Origin of the sequence: Actinocorallia sp. API 0066 (genome assembly GCF_020991275.1) — a bacterium.
Lineage (GTDB): Bacteria > Actinomycetota > Actinomycetes > Streptosporangiales > Streptosporangiaceae > Actinocorallia.
On sequence record NZ_JAJLQY010000014.1, the window covers coordinates 136,630 to 157,101 of the forward strand.

Consider the following 20,472-nt stretch of genomic DNA (forward strand, 5'->3'; position numbering starts at 1 on the left):
CCGCGAGCACCAGCACCACAAACCACGGACCCATCACCCTCACCCCCACAATCCGGACCGCCCGCGCTTCGGAACGCTCCGTGCCCAGCACACTACGCACCCCCTCTGACAAAACCGCGCCGCCCGCCGCCGAGCACCGGCAGGCCGGCTGGAAAGTGCGGCGGGGCGGGGCTTATGGGGTGGTTTGGGGGGTTGTGGTGGGGGGTGGGGTGGTGAGGGCGGCGTGGATTTCGGGGTCGTCGGGGGCGAGGGTGTGGGCGCGGGCCAGGTCGGCTTCGGCTTCGGGGTGGCGGCCTGCGGCGCGCAGGGCCAAAGCGCGGTTGAACAGGAGGCCGGGGTCCTCGGTGAGGGCGAGGGCGCGGCCGAAGTCGGCGATGGCGGCGTCCACCTCGCCGCGCTCGTAGGCGAGGACGCCGCGGCCCGCCCAGGCGAGGGGAAGGGACGGGTCGCGCCGCACCGCCCGGTCGAACGCGGCGCGGGCCCGGACGACGTCGCCGCACGCCTGCTCGATCTGGCCGAGCGCGCACAACAGGTAGGCGTTGTCGGGGTCCACGGTCAGCCCGTGGTCCACGTCGGCCCGCGCCCTGTCGTGCTCCCCGGCGGCCGTCAGCAGCCCGGCCCGGTTGACGAGCGCGTCGACGAAGTCGGGGTCGAGTTCCAGCGCGTAGTCCAGATCGGCCAACGCCCCCTCAAGGTCGCCGCGCGTATAGCGCACCTCCGCGCAGTTGAAGTACGCCTCCGCGAAGGGAGGCCCGACCCTCGCGGCCTCCCGGTAGTCCGCGACGGCCTCGTCCGCGCGTCCAAGGCGTAGAAGCAGGTTGCCCCGGTCGATGTAGTAGTCGGGGTATCCGGGGTCGGCGGCGATGACGGCGTCGAGGTCGGCCAGCGCCTCCTCCAGTTCACCGCGCGCGACCCGCAGCTGGGCGCGGTTGGCGCGCAGCACGAGCCGGTGGATGCGCTGCGCGTCCGGGGGCAGGTCGGTGTCGGCGAGCGCGAGCGCGGCCTCGACCAGGTCGAGCGCCTCGTCGGTGCGGCCGCGCCGGGCCTGGATGAGCGCCTTGCCGTTGAGGTCGAAGCCGAGCTTCATGGCCCGGTCGGGCCGGTCGGGCAGCAGCCCGCACAGCGCGATCCCGATGTTCACCCAGGACAGCGCGGCGTCGAGGTCGCGCCGGGCGGGGTCGTGGTGGCGGGTCAGCAGCATCGCGCTCGTGTACGCCATCGTGGAGTGCCGCGCGGGGTCGGTGGTCGCCGCGCGCGCACGGCCGAGGAGTTCTTCGGCCTCCTCCTCCCGTTCGAGCGAGCCGAGCCCGACGGCGACGGCGTGGACCATCGCCCACCAGTCGTCACCGTCCGGTTCGGCGAGGGCGAGGCCGCGCGTCCCGAGGTCGATGACGGCGTGGTGGCACCCGCGTTCCTGACACCATTCGACGGCGGCGCGGTACCCGGCGGGCCCGTCGTCGGCAGGTCCGCCCCAGAACGGCGCCGGCCCCTTTTCTGACCACCCTGAGAGGTCGCACGTCAGGATGGTCAGGTCGGGGACCCGTCGGACGAGCACCTCGATGATCTCCCGGTCGGCGAAGTCGGCCTCGGCGAACCCGGTGACGAGGAACGAGGCGGGCCCGGTCAGGGTGGCCGCGACGAACTCGGCGAATCCGTTGGCGACGCGCAGGGTGCGTTGCGGCGCGGGGATGAGGATCCGTTCCGGGCGCGCCACGGTGTCCGACAGGGTGGTCCGCGCCATTGGGACGGGCAGGTCGGGCGCGATCGCGCGCAACTCGATGTCGCGGGCCGCGATCGTCGCGGCGGACGCGCGCGGGTACAGGGCGCGGGCGAGCACCGCGGCGGCGGCGTAGGGGCCGCCGGCGCGGCGGTCGGCGTCCGCGGTGGCCAGCAGGGGCGGGATGCCGGGCGGGGGGACGGGCGCGTCGACCGGTAGCAGGGGCACGGGGGTCTCCGGAAGGTGAGGTCGCCGGTTGACGGGGAAGGGGTTTTGCGGTTGGACCGATCCCGCCGGGGCGGGACCGGCCGCGAATTCACGCGTGTTTGGCGCTCGCCTTGCCCCGGAGCGAGACCGTGCCCTTCTTGTGTACGACGACCTGCTTCACGTCCATCCCTCCCTGGATACGGCGGAGCCCGTTGACCGTGGTCAACTGCTCGGATGAGGCCCCCGCCCATGGTTAAGCCATAGATCAACAGAGAAGCACTATTGCGGCATTCGACTCTTATCCCCAAGTTCTGACCGCATTCGGACGTGCATTACTGACATGGGTGAAACCCCGACGAACAGGAGCCCGAAGCGGTTTACCGGACGAAAGACCGGACCCGGCCGTCCACCGGCCTTGCGCGTCCCCAGGGCCCCGCGTTAGAGGCCCCCGCAAGCCAAAACGCCCCGGTGACCGCGTGGTGCGGTCGCCGGGGCGCCGGGGTGTTCAGCGCCGCCCATCAAGGGCGCAAGCAGAACGTCAGTGGGCGGGACACGAAGGGGTGCACCGGGCCGCGTGCTTGACGAGCAACCGCGTCAACGTCTTCGTCGCGAACCTCAACCCCGCGCGGACGACGGCGTTGGTACCCGGAACATAGGACGACCCCTCCGCCGTCCACTCAAGCAACGTCCCGTCCCCCTTGGACGTCAGCCGGACGTCCGCCCGGTACCCCTTGACGATCTTCGGGAACAGCATCACGTAGGCGTAGTACTCGTCTTGCGTGTAAGCCACACACTGCTCACGCACCGGAAAGATCGCGCGGATCGCGCCCACCCCGTCCGGCTCGGGCGCCCCGGCGGCGGCCCGGCGGCCCCGCGTGGGCAGGCGCATCCAGACCGGCCACGCCTCGGCGACGGCGAGGTGCCGGAAGACACGGTCGGGCGCGGCGGTCGTCAGGGCGGAGAAGCTCGCGGTCTGCAGCATGCGGTGACTGTAAGGCCCTCCTTACGCCAGGGACAAGGAGCGGTGGGCGTGCGCTCGGCCATAGACTCGAAGGCGATGTCGACTGCAACCTCGAACCCTCTCCTGGACGGCCTGAACCCGCAGCAGCGCGCCGCCGTGATCCACTCCGGCGGCCCGCTGCTCATCGTCGCGGGCGCCGGGTCCGGCAAGACCAGGGTGCTCACCCACCGCATCGCCTACCTGTTGTCGGAACGGGACGTGCACCCGGGCCAGATCCTGGCGATCACCTTCACCAACAAGGCAGCCGGGGAGATGAAGGAGCGCGTCGACGCCCTGATCGGCCCCCGTTCGCGCGCCATGTGGGTGATGACCTTCCACTCCGCCTGCGTCCGGATCCTGCGCCGGGAGGCACACCGGCTCGGCTTCCCCAGCTCGTTCTCGATCTACGACCAGGCCGACTCGCAGCGGCTCATGGCGCTCGTCTGCCGCGAGCTCGACCTCGATCCCAAGCGCTACCCCCCGAAGTCGTTCTCCTCGCAGGTCTCGAACCTGAAGAACGAGCTGATCGACTACGAGACGTTCAAGACGCGCGCGACCACGCACATGGACCAGACCCTGGCCGAGGCGTACGAGATGTACCAGGCCCGCCTCCAGCAGGCCGGCGCCATGGACTTCGACGACCTCATCATGACCACGGTCACCCTGCTGGAGCTGTTCCCGGACGTCGCCGAGCACTACCGGCGCAGGTTCCGGCACATCATGGTGGACGAGTACCAGGACACCAACCACGCCCAGTACGAGCTGGTCCGCCAGCTCGCGATGCCGGTCGAGGGCCTGGGCGCGGCCGAGCTGTGCGTCGTCGGCGACGCCGACCAGTCGATCTACGCCTTCCGCGGCGCGACGATCCGCAACATCCTGGAGTTCGAGCGCGACTACCCGGACCCCACGACGATCCTGCTGGAGCAGAACTACCGCTCCACCCAGACGATCCTGTCGGCGGCCAACGCGGTGATCGAGCGCAACGGCGACCGCAAGCCCAAGCGGCTGTGGAGCGACCAGGGCCAGGGCGAGAAGATCACCGGCTACGTCGCCGACAACGAGCACGACGAGGCGGCGTTCGTCGCCGCCGAGATCGACAGGCTCGCCGACAACCACAACGTGAAGCCCGGTGACGTCGCCGTCTTCTACCGGACCAACGCGCAGTCCCGTGTCTTCGAAGAGGTCTTCATCCGGGTCGGCCTGCCTTACAAGGTCGTCGGCGGCGTCCGCTTCTACGAGCGCAAGGAGATCCGCGACCTCCTCGCCTACCTGCGGGTGCTGGCGAACCCCGAGGACACCGTCTCCCTGCGCCGCATCCTCAACGTGCCCAAGCGCGGCATCGGCGAGCGCGCCGAAGCCTGCGTGGAGGTGCACGCCGCCCGCTCCCGCGTCTCGTTCTGGCAGGCGCTGCGCGCGGCCCGCGACGTCCCGGGCCTGGCCACCCGCTCGCTCAACGCCATCAACGAGTTCGTCGCGCTGCTGGACGAGCTGGGCGCCATGGTCAGCGGACACAGCCCGGCCGAGATCATCCAGGCGGTGCTGGACAAGACGGGCTACCTGGCCGAACTGAAGGCGTCCAAGGACCCGCAGGACGAGACGCGGGTGGAGAACCTCCAGGAGCTGGAGAACGTCGCCCGTGAGTTCGAGGACCTGAGCGCCGAGCGGGAGGAGGGCGACGTCGAGCCGCCCAACCCCCTGACGGCCTTCCTCGAACGCGTCTCCCTGGTCGCCGACGCCGACCAGATCCCCGACGACGGCGAGGGCGTCGTCACCCTGATGACCCTGCACACCGCCAAGGGCCTCGAGTTCCCCGTGGTGTTCCTCACCGGCCTGGAGGACGGGGTCTTCCCCCACCTGCGCGCCTTGGGCAACCCGAAGGAACTGGAGGAAGAGCGGCGCCTCGCCTACGTCGGCATCACGCGCGCGCGCGAGCGGCTGCACGTCTCCCGCGCGGCGATGCGCTCGTCGTGGGGCGCGCCGCAGATGAACCCGGCGTCCCGGTTCCTCAGCGAGATCCCCGAGGATCTCCTCGTGTGGGAGCGCGTCGCGGCCTCGACGGCGGCGCCCTCGCTGGCCGCCGTCGCGTCCCGTCCGGGCGTGCGCTCGCCGGGCAACCGCCCGGTGCCGACCCTCGCGCCCGGCGACAGGGTGACGCACGACGCGTTCGGCCTCGGCACCGTCGTCGCCGTGGACGGCGCGGGCGAGCGGGCGGCGGCGTCGATCGACTTCGGCGGCGAGTACGGCGTCAAGCGGCTCGTGCTGCGCTACGCGCCGGTCGAGAAGCTGTAGCGGCTCAGGCGCACTTGGCGGCGAGGGAGTCGGGCTTGCCCTTCTCCTCCGCCGTCTCCGCGCTCGCGGTGGGCGTCGCGCCGCTGGCCGAGGCCGGGCTCATCGCGATGTCGGGACGGGCCGCGGTGGCCGACGGCCCCGGCGTGCCGGAGCCCGCGAGCGTCTCGGTGACGGTCGTGCGGATCAGCTCCCAGTCCGGATAGCCGGTGTTGATGAGCGGCGGCACGAACTGGACGCTCTGCACGTCCTTGCCGCGCATCTTCTTCGACAGCCGGATCAGCACGGGAAGGGCGTTCTGCGGCAGGTCGGTGGAGACGGCCCGCTTCGTCGCCCCGGCGATGCCGTGGAAGCGGGTGAGCAGCGTGCCCGGGTCGGCCTGCTGCGACAGCGCGTACAGCAGGCACTTCTGCCGCGACATGCGGTGGTAGTCGTCGCTGTTGGTGCGGGTCCTGCCGAACCAGAGCGCCTGCTCGCCGGAGAGGATCTGGTCGCCCGCCGGAATCCTGCCCTGGCTCTGCTTGCCGTAGACCAGCTCCTCGGCGACGTTGACGCGCACCCCGCCCACGGCGTCGACGAGCTCGGCGAACCCGGCCATGTCGACCATCACGTAGTAGTCCACCTGGAGGCCGAGCACTTCGCTTACGGCCCCCTTCAGCAGGGCCGGTCCACGCTTGCCGTCCGCGACGCCCGGCACGATCTCAGGGTGGTCCTCCGCCCACTGGAAGACCTCGTTGAGCAGGCCGGGCGTGCCCACGCCGTCGCCCTTGAAGCCGTCCGGGAACGCCGCCTTCGACACCGGGGTCGGCATCGGCACGTCCTCAAGGTTGCGCGGCAGGCTGAACAGCGTGGTGACGCCGCTGCGGGTGTCCACGCTCGCGACGGTCATGCTGTCGGTGCGCACACCGGGCCGGCTGGGCGCCGCGTCGGCGCCGATGAGCAGCAGGTTGACGCGCGACATGCCGCGGAACGGGTTCTTGCCGGTGTCCTTGGCGAACACGTCGGTGACGAGGTCGTGCGAGACGCGGGTGAGCTCCACCGCGTACGCGAGCGGCGCGACGACGACCAGGCACAGCGCCACAACGAGCGCGACGAGCACCGGGCGTCCCGGCGAGACGAGCTGGTAGGAGCGGATGATGACCGCCGCCCAGACCGCGCCGAGCACAACGATGCCCCAGCGCAGCGCGTCGAGCCAGCGGGTCTGCACGAACCACTCGGTCGCGGTGTCGCGCAGCGGCCAGGCGAGCAGCACGAGCCCGACGACGAGGGAGAGCTGGAGGGTCAGCAGAAGCGCGCCCGTCACCCGGCGTCCGGTGACGAAGTGGGCGGTGCCCCACACCACTGCCGACGCCGCCGTGGCCACGATCGCGCGTTTCATCCCCGCCAACATACCTTTGCCCACCCAGGCAGAACTCTTTACCGATGACGTGATGTATGACGCGACAGACGACTGAAATGTTCACGTGAGCGCCGTTGCCGGGGACATCTCCGGCACGTCGGGCCAGCTCAGACCAGCCGCCGCGCCGCCGCCCACCGGCTCAACTCGTGCCGGTTGGACAGTTGGAGCTTGCGCAGCACGCTGCTCACATGCGTCTCAACCGTCTTGACCGAGATGAACAACTCCTTGGCGATCTCCTTGTAGGCGTAGCCGCGCGCGATGAGCCGCAGCACCTCGCGCTCCCGCGCGGTGAGCTGGTCCAACTCGGGGTCGGCGGCGGGCGCGTCGGTGGCGCTGAACGCGTCAAGGACAAACCCGGCGAGGCGGGGCGAGAACACCGCGTCCCCCTCGGCCACCCTGCCGATCGCGTCCGTCAGCTCAGGCCCGGAGATGGTCTTCGTCACATAACCCCGGGCGCCGCCCCGGACCACCCCGATGACGTCCTCAGCCGCGTCCGACACCGAAAGCGCCAGGAACCGGACGCCCTTGGACGGCAGGATCCGGCGCAGCACCTCCACCCCGCCGCCGCCCGGCAGATGGACGTCCAGGAGCACCACCTCGGGCTCCGTCGCGGTGATCACCTCGACCGCCGAGTCCACGTCGGCCGCCTCCCCGACCACCTCGATCTGGGGGCCGAGCTCGGCGCGCACGCCGGTCCGGAACATCTGGTGGTCGTCCACCAGCACCACACGCGTCACTTCTTCAGCTCCAACCTGATCTCGGTGCCCTCACCCGGCGCGCTACGCACCCGCGCGGTGCCGCCGTGCCGCTCCATCCGGCCGATGATCGAGCCCCGCACCCCCATTCTGTCCTCCGGGACGGCGTCCAGGTCGAATCCCTTGCCCCGGTCCCGGACGAAGATCTCCAGTTCGTCGCCCGCCACCTCGGCGTACACCGAGACACTCGGCGCGCCCGAGTACTTCGCCGCGTTCACCATGGCCTCGCGGGCCGCCTGGACCATCGCCGCGATCCGCTCGTCCAGCGGGCAGTCGCCCACGCACACCACCTCGATGGGGACGCCGTGCAGGTCCTCGACCTCGGCCGTCGTCTCCCGCACCGCCGCCGCGAACATCTGGGACGAGTCCGACTTCGGCTGGTACAGCCAGGCGCGCAGATCACGCTCCTGCGACCGCGCCAGCCGCGCGACCTCCTTGGGGTCGTGCGCCCTGCGCTGGATCAGCGTCAGCGTGTGCAGCACCGAGTCATGGATGTGCGCCGCGACCTCGGCCCGCTCCTGCGACCGGACGCGCTCGGCCCGCTCCTCGTCCAACTCCTGCCACAGCTTCACCAGCCACGGCGTGATGATCACCGTCACGCCGCTGAGGATGATCGCGGTGGCCAGCAGCACCTGCGGGATCTCCTGCGGCGACACCCGCTGCGCGAAGAACCCGCCCACCCCGGCGATCACCAGCACCGCGCCCAGCAGGCTCCGCCACCACATGCCCTGCGGCAGCACCGCCCAACGCTCCCGCTGGTCGCGGCTCGCCTGCTGCCACAGGATCACCGCGCCTATCCCGACGACGAGCACCGGCCACAAGGCGACCTGCGCAAGGCCCGTCACCCCGGTGAGCAGCGAGAGCCCGCCACCCAGGAGCGTGTAAGCCAGAAGCTGCCAGGGGTTGCGCCGCCGGGACTCCTCCTCCCGCGCGGGAGTGAGGATCCAGAAGGCCGCGTAAGCCGCGATGCCGTAAGGCCCGGCCGCGCCCAACACAACAAAGGCGAGCCTGACGACGAACGGCTCCACCCCGAGCTGCCCGGCGAGGCCCGCGCAGACCCCGGCCACCAGCCGCCCGTCACGCCGCCTCTCCAGACGGACCATCTCCCCGGAGCTCATAACCCGATGTTCACACGCCCGCGCGGCGCGCGCATCGGGGCAGCACCCCCGAAAGGCTCTCAGGGTCGGATCAGGGCTTCCCCGGATACCGGCCGACGCACCCGTGAGGGAGCATGGTGCGTATGACGACCGACAGGCTCACCCGGGGCTCCGAGGGCCGGCTCGTCGCGGGGGTCTGCGCCGGACTCGGCAGGTACACCGGGATCGACCCGCTCGTGTACCGGATCGGCTGGGGCGTGCTCCTCTTCGTGACGTGGACCACCGTTCCCCTCTACGTGCTCGCCGCCGTGATGATGGCCGAGCCGGACGGCGCGCCCGGCATCGTCGAACGGCACACCCGCCGCGTCATCGACGGCGGCGCCGTGCTCGCCCTGCTCGGCCTCGCGCTCGCGGGCGGCGTGATCATCGACCTCGTCGTCTCCGGCGCCGCCGGCCACCTCGACGCCGACGCGCTCGGCGCCACCATGGTGGTGCTGCTCATCGCGCTGATCGCGCAGGCCAGGAACGTCGATCTCGTCGCGACGGCGCGCGGCCTGCCGGAGCGGCTGCGCGGCACGCCGATGCCCGAGCCCGCCGGTCCCGCGTCGTTCACCGTCGCCTCCGCCACCGTGGCGCCGGGGCCCACCGTCGAGGTCGAGTGGATCGACCTGGCGACGCTCAAGCCGTTCAAGGTCCGGGTGCCCGCCGACGAGGCGGCGAGCGGCCAGCCGGAGGCCCGCCCTTCGCGGCCCTGGACGCCGCCGTCCCCGCCGCAGCCGGACGGGCCCGGCAGGCCCGCGCCGAAGCAGCGTCAGGGGCGGGCGCTCAGCCTGATCACCCTCACGCTGGCGCTCGCCGCCGCTGCCGCCGCGACCGTCGCGGCAGGCGGCGACATCGCCGAGCAGCAGGCGCAGCAGCTCGCCTTGGCGGCGGGGCTCGGCGTGATCGGCCTCGGCCTGGTCACCGGCACCTGGTTCGGGCGGCCGCGCGGGCTCGTCGCCGTCGGCACCCTGCTGTCCCTGGCCCTGCTGACCAGCGCCGCGACGACGGAGCTGCCGCCCGGCAGCAGGTTCGGCGACGTGCACTGGCGGCCCGTCGACCCCAACGCCACCCAGCCCTACCGGATCGTCGCGGGCACCGGCACGCTCGACCTGACCACGCTGTCGCTGGAGCCGGGGCGGCGCTACCGGGTGGACGCCAGGCTCGGCCTCGGCGGCATCCGGATCATGCTCCCGGCGCACGCCAGGGTGGAGCTGCACGCCGCGACGGGCCTCGGCGACATCACCGTCGACAAGAAGATCAACAGCGGCCCACGGGTCAGGGTCGACCAGGTGCTCGACGGTTCCGGCAACAACCCGCCGACCCTGGAGATCCACGTCAGAGGCAGAATCGGCGACGTGGAGGTGATCCGAGGTGCCGCATAAGACCGATCCCGGCGCCCTGGTCGCGGGCGTCTTCTTCCTCACCGTCGCCGCCCTCTTCACCGCCGCCGCCCTCACCTGGCTGGACCCCGTCCCCCTCCGCCACCTGGCCCCAGCCCTGGCCACCGGCTTCGCCCTGGTCCTCCTGATCCGCCTCCTCACCCGCTCCCGCCGCCCCTAACCCCGCCCGCCCCACCCCGCCAACCCTTCAGCGCCAATCGAACACAGCCCGAGCAGTCGGGCGCCCCCGAGGTCGCCCCGTAGGCCCCCAGGGCCGAAGGGGCAGCGCCGGGCCCGCAAAGCGCCCAGCCCCCCGGGCCAATCGAACACAGCCCGAAGAGGCAGCGCCAAGCCCACAAAACGCCCGGCCCCCCGGGCCAATCGAACACAGCCCGAAGAGGCAGCGCCAAGCCCACAAAACGCCCGGCCCCCCGGGCCAATCGAACACAGCCCGGGGGGTCGGGCGCTCCCGGTGTTGCCCCGTAGGCCCCCAGGGCCGGAGGGGCAGCGCCGGGCTCGCAAAGCGCCCGGCCCCTCGGGCCAATTCAACACAGCCCGGAGGGGCGGCGCCGGGCTCGCAAAGCGCCCGGCCCTCCGGGCCAATTCAACGCGCGTAGGCGTGGAGGGTGATGGCGTAGCCGTCGCCGGGGTTGACGACTTCGTGCATGTGGTCGCCGGTCTGGACGCGGACGCGGTTGGCGCGTAGCGGCCTGGCGTAGGCGCCGTCGTCGCCGACGGCGACCTCGGCGAGTTCGCCCGCGATCACCGTCAGGACCTGGAGGTGGCCGCCGTGGTCGTGCGCGGGGAGCCGGAAGCCGGGCGGCCAGACGATCAGGGTGAGCCCGCCGTCGAGATCGACCCGCACCCGCTCGCCGGGGACGAACCGCACAAGATGCCACCACTCGTGCGGGCGGGAGGCGGCCTCACGGACACGCCAGGCCAGTTGGCCCACGGTCGGGGCGGCTGCCGGGTTCACCGGGCCCTGGGCGGCCATGGTGAGATCGGGAAAAGTCTCAACCTTCACGGAAAGATCCTTCGGGTGGTCGACTGACGGGTCGGGAAGACGCGGGTCAGCGACAACAACACGAGAAGGCGGAGAACATGCGCGTCACTCTACCCGGCCTCGGCGCCCACGTCATGTGAACCCCCCAACACCCCGGGAAGCCCCGTGACGGCCTTTCGGGCGGCGCGCGCTGCCCCCCGGAAGAGCGCACGGGCATGCCGGTAAGAGACCCCAGGTGGCAGCGCCGGGGCCGCGCGCCGTAGGGTTTCGCGCGGAACCAGGCCGGAACCAGGGAGGCCCCCATGGAATTCGACGCCGCCTCGCGGTTCGGCAAGACGCTGGAGTTCGACACCGCGTTCACCCTCGCGACCGATCCCGACACCGCCTGGCATCTCCTCCTGGACGTGCCCCGCGTGACCCCGCACCTGCCCGGCGCCACCCTGGAGTCCAGCGCCGACGACGAGCACCACGGCAAGATCAAGATCCGCTTCGGCGCCACCACCGTCACCTTCAAGGGCACCGTGCGCATCGCCGTCCTGGACGACCTGACCCGCACCGCCATCCTGGAGGCCACCGCCCGCGAGGCCCGAGGCCCCGGCACCGCCACCGCCTCCTTCCAAGCCACGATCCTCCCCACCGAAACCCCCGCCCTCTCCCGCGTCACCCTGCACATCCGCGCCACCCTCACCGGCCGTTCCGCCGCCCTCCCCACCCCCCTCCTCCACGAGACCGCCACCAAACTCCTCACCCGCCTCGCCACCACCCTCCCCCTCCCCAACACCCCCCAACCTCCCCCCACCGCCACCCCCACCTCACCCCCAGCAACCCCCACCTCACCTCCGGCAACCCCCGCCCTCCCCACCAAGTCCAACACCAAGGCCCCAGCCAAAACCGAACCCGCCGCACCCTCCCCGGAACCCGAACCCGACACACAACCAGCTCCCCCCAGCGCCCCCGCCCTTCCCGGTGGGTCCGGGGCCGAGGCGACTTTCGAGGAGCGTGTCGCGGAGGCCGTGCGGCCCTCGGAGTTCGTGCCTTCCGGGGAGTCCGAGGTCGAGGCGGCTTTGGTGGAGCGCGGTGCGGAGATCGCGCGGTCTGCTGAGGTCGTCGCCGAGGTGGTTCTGGAGTCTGAGGGTGTTGTGGAGGCCGGGTTGGGTGTTGGGGTGGTTTCGGCGGTTGTGGGGGGCGGGCAGGGCGGCGAGGGTTCGGTTGGGGGCGGGGCGGAGGTCTTGTTGGCCGGGTCGGTGTTTCGGGGTGCGGCTCGGGTGGGTTCGGGTTGGCGGAAGGTGGTGGCGGTGGTGGGTCTTGGGGTTGTGGTGGTTTGGGTGGTTCGCGGGGTGGTGCGGTGGGTCAAGGGGTGATGGGGTGGCGGGCGAGGAGGTGGTCGATGGCCCGGGCGGCGGCGGTGCCGGTTTCGGCGGGGGTGAAGCGGGCGGTGAAGGAGTGGCGGGTGCGGCGGAAGGTGGCGGCCACCTCGTCGGTTGAGGCGAGGGCGTCGAGGAGCGCGGACGGGCTGTGCGCGACGGGGCCGGGCACGGTCGCCTCGTAGGGCAGCAGGAAGCCCGGATTGTCCCGGTGGGCCGCGAGGTCGTACGGATAGAAGATCATCGGCCGGTGGGTGAGCGCGAAGTCGAACATCGCGGACGAGTAGTCGGTGACGAGCACGTCGGCGATCAGGTAGAGCTCGGTGATGTCCGGGTACCAGGTGACGTCGCGGACGAAGGCGTCGTCGCGCAGGCCGGTGCCGCCGGTCGCCGGGTGGGCGCGCAGCAGCAGCACATGCCCGCCGCCGAGCCGGGCCCGCGCCTCCGCCAGGTCGAAGCGGAGATCGAACCGGGCGGTGCCGCCCGGTGCCGTCCCCCCGCGCCACGCCGGGACATAAAGGACGATCCGCCGGTCGGCGGGCAGCCTCAGCCGGTCCCGGACACGCGCGGCCCGCGCGGCGGCGTCCGGCGCGAACAGGAGGTCGTTGGCGGGCGAGCCGATCTCCAGCACCTCCCCCTGGTGCCCGAGCCCCTCGCGTAGCAGCGCGGTCGCCTGTGGGCCGGGCGAGAACAGCACGTCGGCGGGCACCCCGGGCGCCTCCATCGGGCGGCACAGCGAGACGCCGGGCCCGGTCCGCAGCCACGTGCGCCCGTCCCCCGGCTTGTGCCACGGCTGCGGCGCCCCGTCACTGACGACGTACCGTGCGCGCGCGAGCAACCGGTACGCCTCCCGCGTCCCGGTCCCGACGATCCTGGCGCCCTCGGGGGCGGTGAACCTGTCGTCGGAGCTCAGCCACACCAGGTCGAGCCCGGTGTCGCGGCGGCGCAGCTCCTCGAAGACGGCGCGCGGCCCGCCCGCGCAGGTCGCGCCCCTGCCGCTGAGGAACACCGCGGTGTCGGTGACCGGCTCGGTCCGGTACCTCGGGTACGCCTCCTCGCGCAGCTTCCGTTGGGCGTAGGCGCCGCATTCGTCGTCGGCCAGCGCGCGCGCTGCCCGCAGCCGGAGCCCCTCGCCGTACGTCGGCTCGTAGACGCGTCCCGCCACGACGAGTTCAGGCGGCAGCGCCGGGAGCAGTCGCCTTTCGAGGACGACGGGCCGCTCCCCTTCCGGCAGTTCCACGAGCAGTTCCCAGGTGCCCGCCGCCAGGGGCGCCCGCCCGCTCGGCCCCGGCAGGTCGGCCGGGTTGAGCGTGATCCGGAAGCCGTCGCCCGACCAGACGACGGGCAGCCGGTGCCGCAGGTGCCCGCACCGCAGGAGCACGTCACCCGGTCGCAGGTCGGGCGTCGAGCACCGGCCGTCCATGACGAGGGCGCCGTGGTCCCAGCGCAGGTCGGTGAGGGTGAGCCCGGCGGGCCTGACCACCACGGCCAGGGCCCCGTACCTGGTCCTGGTGACGGCGAGCTCGGTGTCGCCGTCGGCCCAGCGCGCCTCCGCGACGGAGGGTTCGGCGAGCGGCGTGAACTTCTGGTCGTCGGCGGCGATCCGCAGGTCCCACTGGGCGCTTCCGGCGAACGTGTCGTTCCTGGACGTGTTGAGCTTGGCCAGGGGCACCTCGACGGTGAAGATCTGCCCCTCCCGCCGGACGGGGAAGGCGAGCCGCCGGGTCCCGCACGTGGCCACCAGCGCGGTCTCGCCGTGCGCGGACACCCAACCCCGCGCCGTGAGCAGCCCCTCCTCGTCGACCGAGGTGGACGTCACGAGCGCGCGGATGCGCCGTACCCGGACGAACAGGCCCTCCTCGTCGTACATGGCCTGTGCCCTGAATCCGACGCCCACGTGCAGGTGAGGGGTCCAGCTTGCCCGGCCCGCCATCGGGCGGCCAAGCGGAGCCGTCCGCTTCAGCCCGCCCGAGGACAGTTCGAGGACGACCCGCCAATCACCACGGGGAAGCGCGGGGATCTCCAGGACGAACCCCGAGGCGTCGTGGGAGACGGCCGACTGCGCGGACGCCACGGTGGCCTCGGGCGCGGGCACCCTGCGCAGCCCACAGCGCCGCCGCTTACCCGTCTTCGCTTCGACGACCCAGGCACGCATCCTGTCCTGCGGCAGCGTCTCGATCCGGGAGATGTAGGCGTGCCCTTCGAGGAACAGGACGTCGCCCTCCCACCAGACGTCCTTGACGCGCGTCCGGAGCTGGAGTTCGTCCGTCACGTCGTACACGTCGTCGGGGACGCCGACCTCAGGGTCGTGCAGGAAGGGGTAGGCGGCGAGCCAGCGGCGCCGCACCCGGCCGCAGCGCACGACGGGCGCGGACTCGGCTTCGGCCTCGCCCCGCAGCACCTCGCCGAGTTCGGCGAGCATGCCCCTGCCGAGCAGGTGGTTGCGCAGCCGCACGTGGGACGGCAGGTCGCGGCCGGCGGCGGGGTCGAGCCCGGCGACGAACTCGCGGATCCGCGCGGCGGCCCCGGCGTCGGCGGACGCGTCGAGGGCCCAGGCGAGCTTCGGCAGGTCGAATTCCAGGATGAACCTGTCGAAGGCGGGCAGCGCGGAGCGGGCTTCGGCGGCGATCACCTCGCGCATCTCGCGGAGCACGGCGAGCCGGTCCCAGGCGTTGGCGGGCTCGCCCGACCGCTCCGTGATCGACGCCTCCCCCGCGTCCCGTACCCGCCACAGATAGACGGGCCCGCTCAGCACGTCGACGCTCCGCGCGCGCACGTGCGAGCGCAGAGCGACGGGGATGTCCTCGTACAGCCCTGCCGCGAACTCCAGCCCGGTGCGGTCCCAGAAGGAGCGCCGCCACACCTTGTTCCAGACGATCCGGTCGGCCACGAGGTCGGGGAAGCGGCTGATGTGGGTGGCGAGCCTGTCTCCGACAAAAGCCGCGCGGTGCAGGGGCGAGTGCCGCACGCCCCGGCTTCCGAAGCGGCGCAGCCCGCCGGACGCCAGGTCGGAGCCCGTCCTGTCCAGGGAGCCTACGAGTGAGGCGTACGCGTCCCGGTGGACGAGGTCGTCCCCGTCCACAAAGGCGAGCAGTTCACCACGGGCCTGGGAGACGCCGAGGTTGCGGGCGGGCCCCGGCCCTCGGTTCTCCTGCTGGATGAGCGTGAACCGCCGGTCACGCCGAGAGTAGGACTTGGCTATCAGGGCGCCGCCGTCGGTCGAGCCGTCGTCGACGACGATCACCTCGAAGTCGGCGAACGTCTGGGCGGTCAGCGAGTCGAGGCACGCCGGCAGATACCGCTCCACGTTGTAGATCGGGACGACGACGCTCAGCCGAGGGCTCATCGGGCCTTCCTCTTGCGCTTCTTGCGGGACACGCCGAAGACGCGTTCGTCCCTTGCCCTGTCGAACACCCGCCGCAGCACCCGGACGGAGGCGAGGCCGTCGTCCAGGGGGCAGAACCGCGCGGCGAACTCCGCGCTGGACCCCTCGGGGTCGCGCAGGGCCGCCACGAGTTCGGCCGGGTCGTCCAGCACCGGTCCCGGGCCCTCGGCCTCGACGTCGAAGAACCTGCGCCGCGCGACGGGCCGGTGGCAGAACACCGGCCGCCCGGTGACGGCGAAGTCGAACATGAGGGCGGAGACGCCGGTGACGAGCGTGTCGGCGGCGAGGCACAGGTCAGTGGGGTCGTGGTCGGCCGCGGCGAGGAACACGGTGCCGGGGGCGGCGGCGCGGCGCAGCGGGGCGAGGTCGAGGGCGCGGTCGTGCAGCACCACGTAGGCGTCGGCGGGCACGCCGAGCCTGGCCCGCGCGGCGGGGGCGGCCCGCTCGGCGGCCTCAGCGGACGCCAGGACGTCGTTGCGCGGGTAGCCCGACTCCACGACCGGCCCCTCGTATCCGAAGGCGCGACGGAGGATCTGGGTGCTGTAGGCGTTGGGCGAGACGAGCAGGTCCCACTGGGCGGCGTCGGCGGCGATCCGTTCCTGTCCGGCGGCCTCGGCGAAGCCGCGCGGCTCGCCGGGGTCGAAGCCGAGCCCGACGAGCGGGTTGCCGTGCCACGTCTGGAGGTAGATCTGGCCGTCGCGCTTGCGGAACCACTCGGGTTGCGGCCCGTCGCTCACCAGCCACCGGGACGTCGCGAGCGCGGCGTAGTGCTCGGCGCTGTCCCTGACGACGCAGTCGGCTCCTTCGGGCGCGGTGAAGGAGGCGTCACGCGCGACCCACAGGAGGTCGAGGTCGGGCCTGCGTTCGCGTAGGGCGTCGAAGAGGGCGAGGGGGCTGCCCGCGCACCGGGTTCCGCCGCGCGCCTCGAAGACGACCCTGTCGAACAGGGGCCGGGCGCGCAGCCGTGGGTAGTGCTGTTCGGCGAGTCTGCGCTGGTGGAAGCCGCCGCGTTCCTCGTCGCGCAGGCCGGGCCGTACGCGCAGCCGTAGGCACTCGCGCCCGGTGACGCGTAGGTCGAACTCGGCCCTTCCCTGCCGGACGGGTCCTGGCAGCCGGGCGGCGGCAGCCCTGTCGATCGTGGCGGGTGTGTCGTCGGCGTCCACGATGTCCCATTCGCCGCCGGTGATGGGCAGCAGTCCGGCGGGCCGCAGCGGCACCGCGCCGTCGGGGTCGGGCGGGAGCGCGCGGCGCTCCCCGGTGCCCGTGTGCCGCAGCCACAGCCCGCCGGGCAGGTCGCCGGACATCAGGACCCCGCCCTGCTCCTCGACCGCCGCACGGAGCACCCTGGGGCCGTCCTGGCGCCTGGCCAGCGCGAGCAGGCCGTACCTGGTGCGGCGCAGCACGAGGCCGCAGGCCGCGACGGGCGGCAGGTCGCCGGCGGTCAGCCGGGCGTCGCCGAGCCGCAGCGGCAGCGCGCCCGCCTCGGCGGCGGCGCGCAGCGGCCGCAGCGCGATCCTGGCGCGGAACCCGTCGCCGTCGGTCCACGCGACGGACAGGGCCGCCGGTCCGGCGAACAGTTCGCCCGGCGCGGCGGCCCAGCCGGTGAGCAGCAGGTCGCCGTCCTCGACCGAGCAGCCGGTGACGAGGGCGCGAAGCTGCCTGATCCGCAGCTCGAAGCCGTCGGTGCAGACCGGCTGCGCCCACAGGTCCGCGCCGATCCTCACGCCGGGCGGCCTACGGCGGCGCTCGTCGACGGCCCCGGTGACAAAAGCACGTCGCCGTACCCCGTGATGGGTGAAGTCCGCCTCCAGACGCCACACCCCCGGCTCCAGCCGAGCCGCGTCCACCACGGTGACGAACCCTCCGCCCCGGTAGGAGGCCGACGCCTGCGCCGAGTTGGCCGTGAGGTCGGGACGGTCCACCCGCTGGACGTCCAAGGGGATGCGCCGCCTTCCGGGCGCGTCCACAAGGGTCAGTTTCAGCTGCCCGTCTTCGGTGCCCGGCAGGTCGAGGAGTTCCACGTAAGCGTGTCCGGTGAGGGTGAACGCCGTGCCACGCGTGGTCTCGACCCTGTCCACGCGGGCCGTGAACGTCATCTCCCGGGCCGCGCGCAGCAGCTCCTGCGGTACCCGGTTGTCGAAGAGCTGCGGGTAGTGGTGGTACCAGGTACGCCAGAGCACGCCCCGCTGGATCACCCCTGCGCGCGTCCCCCACGCGTGCTCGTAGCGGGTGAGTTCGAGGAACTCGTCCAGGGAGCCCTCGGCCGTCAGGTGGCAGCGCATCCGGTGGACGGCGGGCGCGTCGTGGAACAGGTCACGCGAGACGCCGCGTAGGTAGGCGTGCGCGGTATCGAACAGCTCCTCCCTGCTGTCCTCCACCGTGGCGACGGTGTGCAGCAGCCAGCGCAGCTCCCGGCCGATGACGCTCCTGTCGAACTCGGTGCGCAGCCGTGGCGCGTGCTCCGCGAGCACCCCCGCCGCCTCGGTCAGCGCGGCGAGCAGTGCGCGCGGGTCCTGGGCGACGGGCGCGGGATGCCCGTGGACGGTCTCGGCGACGACGTCGGCGGTGGCCGCAAGCACGTCGGTCGTGACGAGGAGCGGGAGGTCGGCGTAAGGCCCCGTACGGAAGGCGAGCCCGTGCCTGTCCCAGAAGGACCTGCGGAAGACGCGCGCCCCCAGCGTCCGGTGGTGGACCAGTCGCGGCTCCCGGCGAAGGTTCAGGCCGGGCCTCGACTCCTCGAACAGCCCTTCCGGGTACCGCACCCCCGCCGACCTGCCCAATGCCAGATCCGCTCCGGTCCGCTCCAGCGACGCCACCAGTGGCGCGGGCGACAGCAGGTCCCCCGGATCGGCGAAAGCCAGGTACGTGCCTGTCGCATGGCGCACCCCGACGTTCCTGGGCGACTCGCCCTCCTCACCACCGACCAGGACGAACCGGTCGTCCTTGGCGGCGAACTCCTTGGCGACGGTGTCGGCGCCGTCGCCCGACCCGCCGTCGACCATCACGACCCGTAGGCCGGGGCCGCGCCTTCCCGCGAGCGCCTCCAGGGTCTCGGCGAGCCCCCGTGCCCCGGCGAAGGGCACCACGACGCTCAGCGCGTGCCGCATTCACATCCCCTTGAACACGTGCTCGATCACCCGCTCGGCGGCGGCGCCGTCGTCGAACGGGCAGAACTCGGCGCGGAACGCCTCGTCGGCGCCGCGCGTCACCCCGGCCCGCAGCGCCGCCACCACGTCCCCCGACGTGCGCAGGAGCGGCCCGGGGGCCTTCTCCTCCAGGTCCACGTACAGGCCACGGACCTCGTCCCGGTAGCGGTCCAGGTCGGGCGCGAAGACGACGACGGGCCTGCCGGTGGCCGCGAAGTCGACCATGGCCGAGGAGTAGTCCGTGACGAGCACGTCCGCGACGAGCAGCAGGTCGGCCGTCTCCGGATAGGCGGTGACGTCCCTGACGAACCCGTCGGGACGCGGCCAGCCCGCGCCCTTGCGCATGTGCCGGTGCGCCCGCAGGAGGAGCACGTGGTCGCCGTCCAGGGCGCGCCGCGCGTCGGCGACGTCGAGGGCGAGGTCGTGCGGTGTGCCCGTGAGGCGCAGGTCGTCCCGGAAGGTGGGCGCGTACAGGACGACCTTCTTGTCCTCAGGCAGACCGAGCCTCCTACGGACCTCCGCCTTGTACTCCTCGCCTCCCGGACGGTGCAGCACGTCGTTCCTGGGATAACCGACCTCCAGGACCTCTCCTTCGAAGCCGTAAGCACGACGCAGGATGGGCGTCGCGTACGGGCTCGGGGAGACGAGGTAGTCCCAGCGCGGCGTGTCCGCCCGGATGTGCTCAAGGGCCGCCTTGCGCTGGTCGGTGAGCGTCTCGATGTCGAGGCCGAGACGCTTGAGCGGCGTGCCGTGCCACGTCTGCAGGTACACCTGCCCCTCGCGCTTGCGGAACCAGCGCGGTAGCCGGACGTTCCCAACGAAGTACTTCGCTCGCGCCATCACCTCGTAGTGCGCGCGTGAGCCCGCGAGCACCACGGTGGTGCCGGGCGGCGGCGCGAACTGCCCGTCGGCGCTCACCCACACGAACTCCAGGCCCAGGTCGCGGCGGCACAGCTCCTCGTAGACGGCCCTGGGGTTGCAGGACGCCGAGCGCCCCGCCATCGAGTCGAACACCGCGACGTCAAGGAGGGGCAGCGCCCTGCGTCCCGCGTAGTGCCCGGACTGCAACCGCTCCTGCGCGCGCGGGCCGCGCTCGTCAGGCGCGTGGTTCGGGGCGACGACGAGCAGCAGCCTGGCCCCGCGCGGCGTAGGGGTGTAGACGTGCAGACCCTCCACCCGGCGGGCCGGAAGGCGTCTGCCTGTCCAGTAGGCGTCGCGCAGTTCCCACTCTCCGCTCGCCAGGGGGATCTCCTCCCCGAACGACAGCACGCGCGCGCACGGCACCCGGACGCCTTCCGCGCCCGCCGGGACGGTCACCTCACGTCCGCTCGCGCGATGCCGGAGCACGAGGCTCTGCGGCACCTGCGAGCCGGTCAGCAGGAGGTCGCCGTCCGCCGTCCACGCGGCCCGCTCGATCCTGAACTCCGGTCGGCCGCGGTCCCGCAGCCGCGCGACGCCTTTGCGGACCGTGGCCGGCACATGGGCGGTCGACCAGCGCAACAGCTTCAGAGCGGGCACGGACAGCTCCCCAATCGCCACTCAACGTCTTGATCAGCGCACCGAAAGTAACAACGCGATGGCCGACCCGCCACCGTGGCGCAGCGGGGGGCAGGCGTGGCCATGACGCTCAGCATGGTCACATTGCGCGTCCGCTGCTCACGTTGAGTGAGTAGATGGCACTGCCTTGACGCA

General features: G+C 72.5%; 13 protein-coding genes. 4 read left to right on the forward strand and 9 right to left on the reverse strand.

Features of this window, described 5'->3' with window-relative positions; translation table 11 throughout:
- Positions 1-172: 172 nt before the first annotated feature.
- Together LO762_RS28895 and LO762_RS28900 are read right to left on the reverse strand one after the other, a co-directional pair.
- Complete coding sequence (locus LO762_RS28895; protein ID WP_230619297.1) at positions 173-1,945, reverse strand: tetratricopeptide repeat protein; 1,773 nt, start codon at positions 1,943-1,945, stop codon at positions 173-175.
- 517 nt (positions 1,946-2,462) lie between these two features.
- Positions 2,463-2,906: an SRPBCC family protein gene (locus LO762_RS28900; protein WP_230619298.1), complete on the reverse strand. Its 444-nt coding sequence runs from the start codon at positions 2,904-2,906 to the stop codon at positions 2,463-2,465.
- Between the two features lie 75 nt (positions 2,907-2,981).
- Between LO762_RS28900 and pcrA the strand changes: the two genes are divergently transcribed.
- Entirely contained in the window at positions 2,982-5,213 is a 2,232-nt protein-coding gene (gene pcrA / locus LO762_RS28905) for a DNA helicase PcrA (protein WP_230619299.1), read from the forward strand.
- Between the two features lie 4 nt (positions 5,214-5,217).
- On the opposite strand, the gene LO762_RS28910 is transcribed toward pcrA, so the two are convergent.
- The 3 genes from LO762_RS28910 to LO762_RS28920 form a co-directional block, all read right to left on the reverse strand.
- The gene (locus LO762_RS28910) at positions 5,218-6,588 is read right to left on the reverse strand and encodes an LCP family protein (RefSeq protein ID WP_230619300.1); all 1,371 of its coding nucleotides are present in this window, start codon (positions 6,586-6,588) and stop codon (positions 5,218-5,220) included.
- Between the two features lie 128 nt (positions 6,589-6,716).
- Entirely contained in the window at positions 6,717-7,346 is a 630-nt protein-coding gene (locus tag LO762_RS28915) for a response regulator transcription factor (protein WP_230619301.1), read from the reverse strand.
- Positions 7,343-8,482, reverse strand: coding sequence for an ATP-binding protein (locus LO762_RS28920; protein WP_230619302.1), 1,140 nt, complete (start codon positions 8,480-8,482; stop codon positions 7,343-7,345). The genes LO762_RS28915 and LO762_RS28920 overlap by 4 nt, the downstream gene beginning before the upstream one ends.
- Before the next feature lie 122 nt (positions 8,483-8,604).
- Here LO762_RS28920 and LO762_RS28925 point away from each other — a divergent pair, with 122 nt between their 5' ends.
- Entirely contained in the window at positions 8,605-9,885 is a 1,281-nt protein-coding gene (locus LO762_RS28925) for a PspC domain-containing protein (protein ID WP_230619303.1), read from the forward strand.
- Positions 9,875-10,063 (forward strand): hypothetical protein, encoded by a 189-nt coding sequence (locus LO762_RS28930; RefSeq protein WP_230619304.1) that lies wholly within the window; start codon positions 9,875-9,877, stop codon positions 10,061-10,063. The genes LO762_RS28925 and LO762_RS28930 overlap by 11 nt, the downstream gene beginning before the upstream one ends.
- Positions 10,064-10,486: 423 nt before the next feature.
- On the opposite strand, the gene LO762_RS28935 is transcribed toward LO762_RS28930, so the two are convergent.
- A complete protein-coding gene (locus LO762_RS28935; RefSeq protein ID WP_230619305.1) occupies positions 10,487-10,906 on the reverse strand; it encodes a cysteine dioxygenase in 420 nt (139 codons plus the stop codon).
- A gap of 281 nt (positions 10,907-11,187) precedes the next feature.
- Here LO762_RS28935 and LO762_RS28940 point away from each other — a divergent pair, with 281 nt between their 5' ends.
- Positions 11,188-12,246, forward strand: a complete 1,059-nt coding sequence (locus LO762_RS28940; protein ID WP_230619306.1) for an SRPBCC domain-containing protein — start codon at positions 11,188-11,190, stop codon at positions 12,244-12,246.
- Here the strand turns inward: LO762_RS28940 and LO762_RS28945 are convergent.
- The 3 genes from LO762_RS28945 to LO762_RS28955 are packed head-to-tail and all read right to left on the reverse strand — an operon-like array spanning position 12,236 to position 20,298.
- Positions 12,236-15,595, reverse strand: coding sequence for a CDP-glycerol glycerophosphotransferase family protein (locus LO762_RS28945; protein WP_230619307.1), 3,360 nt, complete (start codon positions 15,593-15,595; stop codon positions 12,236-12,238). The genes LO762_RS28940 and LO762_RS28945 overlap by 11 nt on opposite strands.
- Entirely contained in the window at positions 15,592-18,741 is a 3,150-nt protein-coding gene (locus tag LO762_RS28950) for a CDP-glycerol glycerophosphotransferase family protein (protein WP_230619308.1), read from the reverse strand. Before LO762_RS28950 ends, LO762_RS28945 begins: the two co-directional genes overlap by 4 nt.
- A complete protein-coding gene (locus LO762_RS28955; protein ID WP_230619309.1) occupies positions 18,742-20,298 on the reverse strand; it encodes a CDP-glycerol glycerophosphotransferase family protein in 1,557 nt (518 codons plus the stop codon).
- Between the last annotated feature and the right edge of the window lie 174 nt (positions 20,299-20,472).

Bases quoted from the DNA above. Each gene is read 5' to 3' on its own strand.
- LO762_RS28910 (WP_230619300.1), bottom strand. From the start codon at position 6,588: ATGAAACGCGCGATCGTGGCCACGGCGGCGTCGGCAGTGGTGTGGGGC.
- LO762_RS28925 (WP_230619303.1), top strand. From the start codon at position 8,605: ATGACGACCGACAGGCTCACCCGGGGCTCCGAGGGCCGGCTCGTCGCG.
- LO762_RS28900 (WP_230619298.1), bottom strand. From the start codon at position 2,906: ATGCTGCAGACCGCGAGCTTCTCCGCCCTGACGACCGCCGCGCCCGAC.
- LO762_RS28940 (WP_230619306.1), top strand. From the start codon at position 11,188: ATGGAATTCGACGCCGCCTCGCGGTTCGGCAAGACGCTGGAGTTCGAC.
- LO762_RS28920 (WP_230619302.1), bottom strand. From the start codon at position 8,482: ATGAGCTCCGGGGAGATGGTCCGTCTGGAGAGGCGGCGTGACGGGCGG.
- pcrA (WP_230619299.1), top strand. From the start codon at position 2,982: ATGTCGACTGCAACCTCGAACCCTCTCCTGGACGGCCTGAACCCGCAG.
- LO762_RS28945 (WP_230619307.1), bottom strand. From the start codon at position 15,595: ATGAGCCCTCGGCTGAGCGTCGTCGTCCCGATCTACAACGTGGAGCGG.
- LO762_RS28950 (WP_230619308.1), bottom strand. From the start codon at position 18,741: ATGCGGCACGCGCTGAGCGTCGTGGTGCCCTTCGCCGGGGCACGGGGG.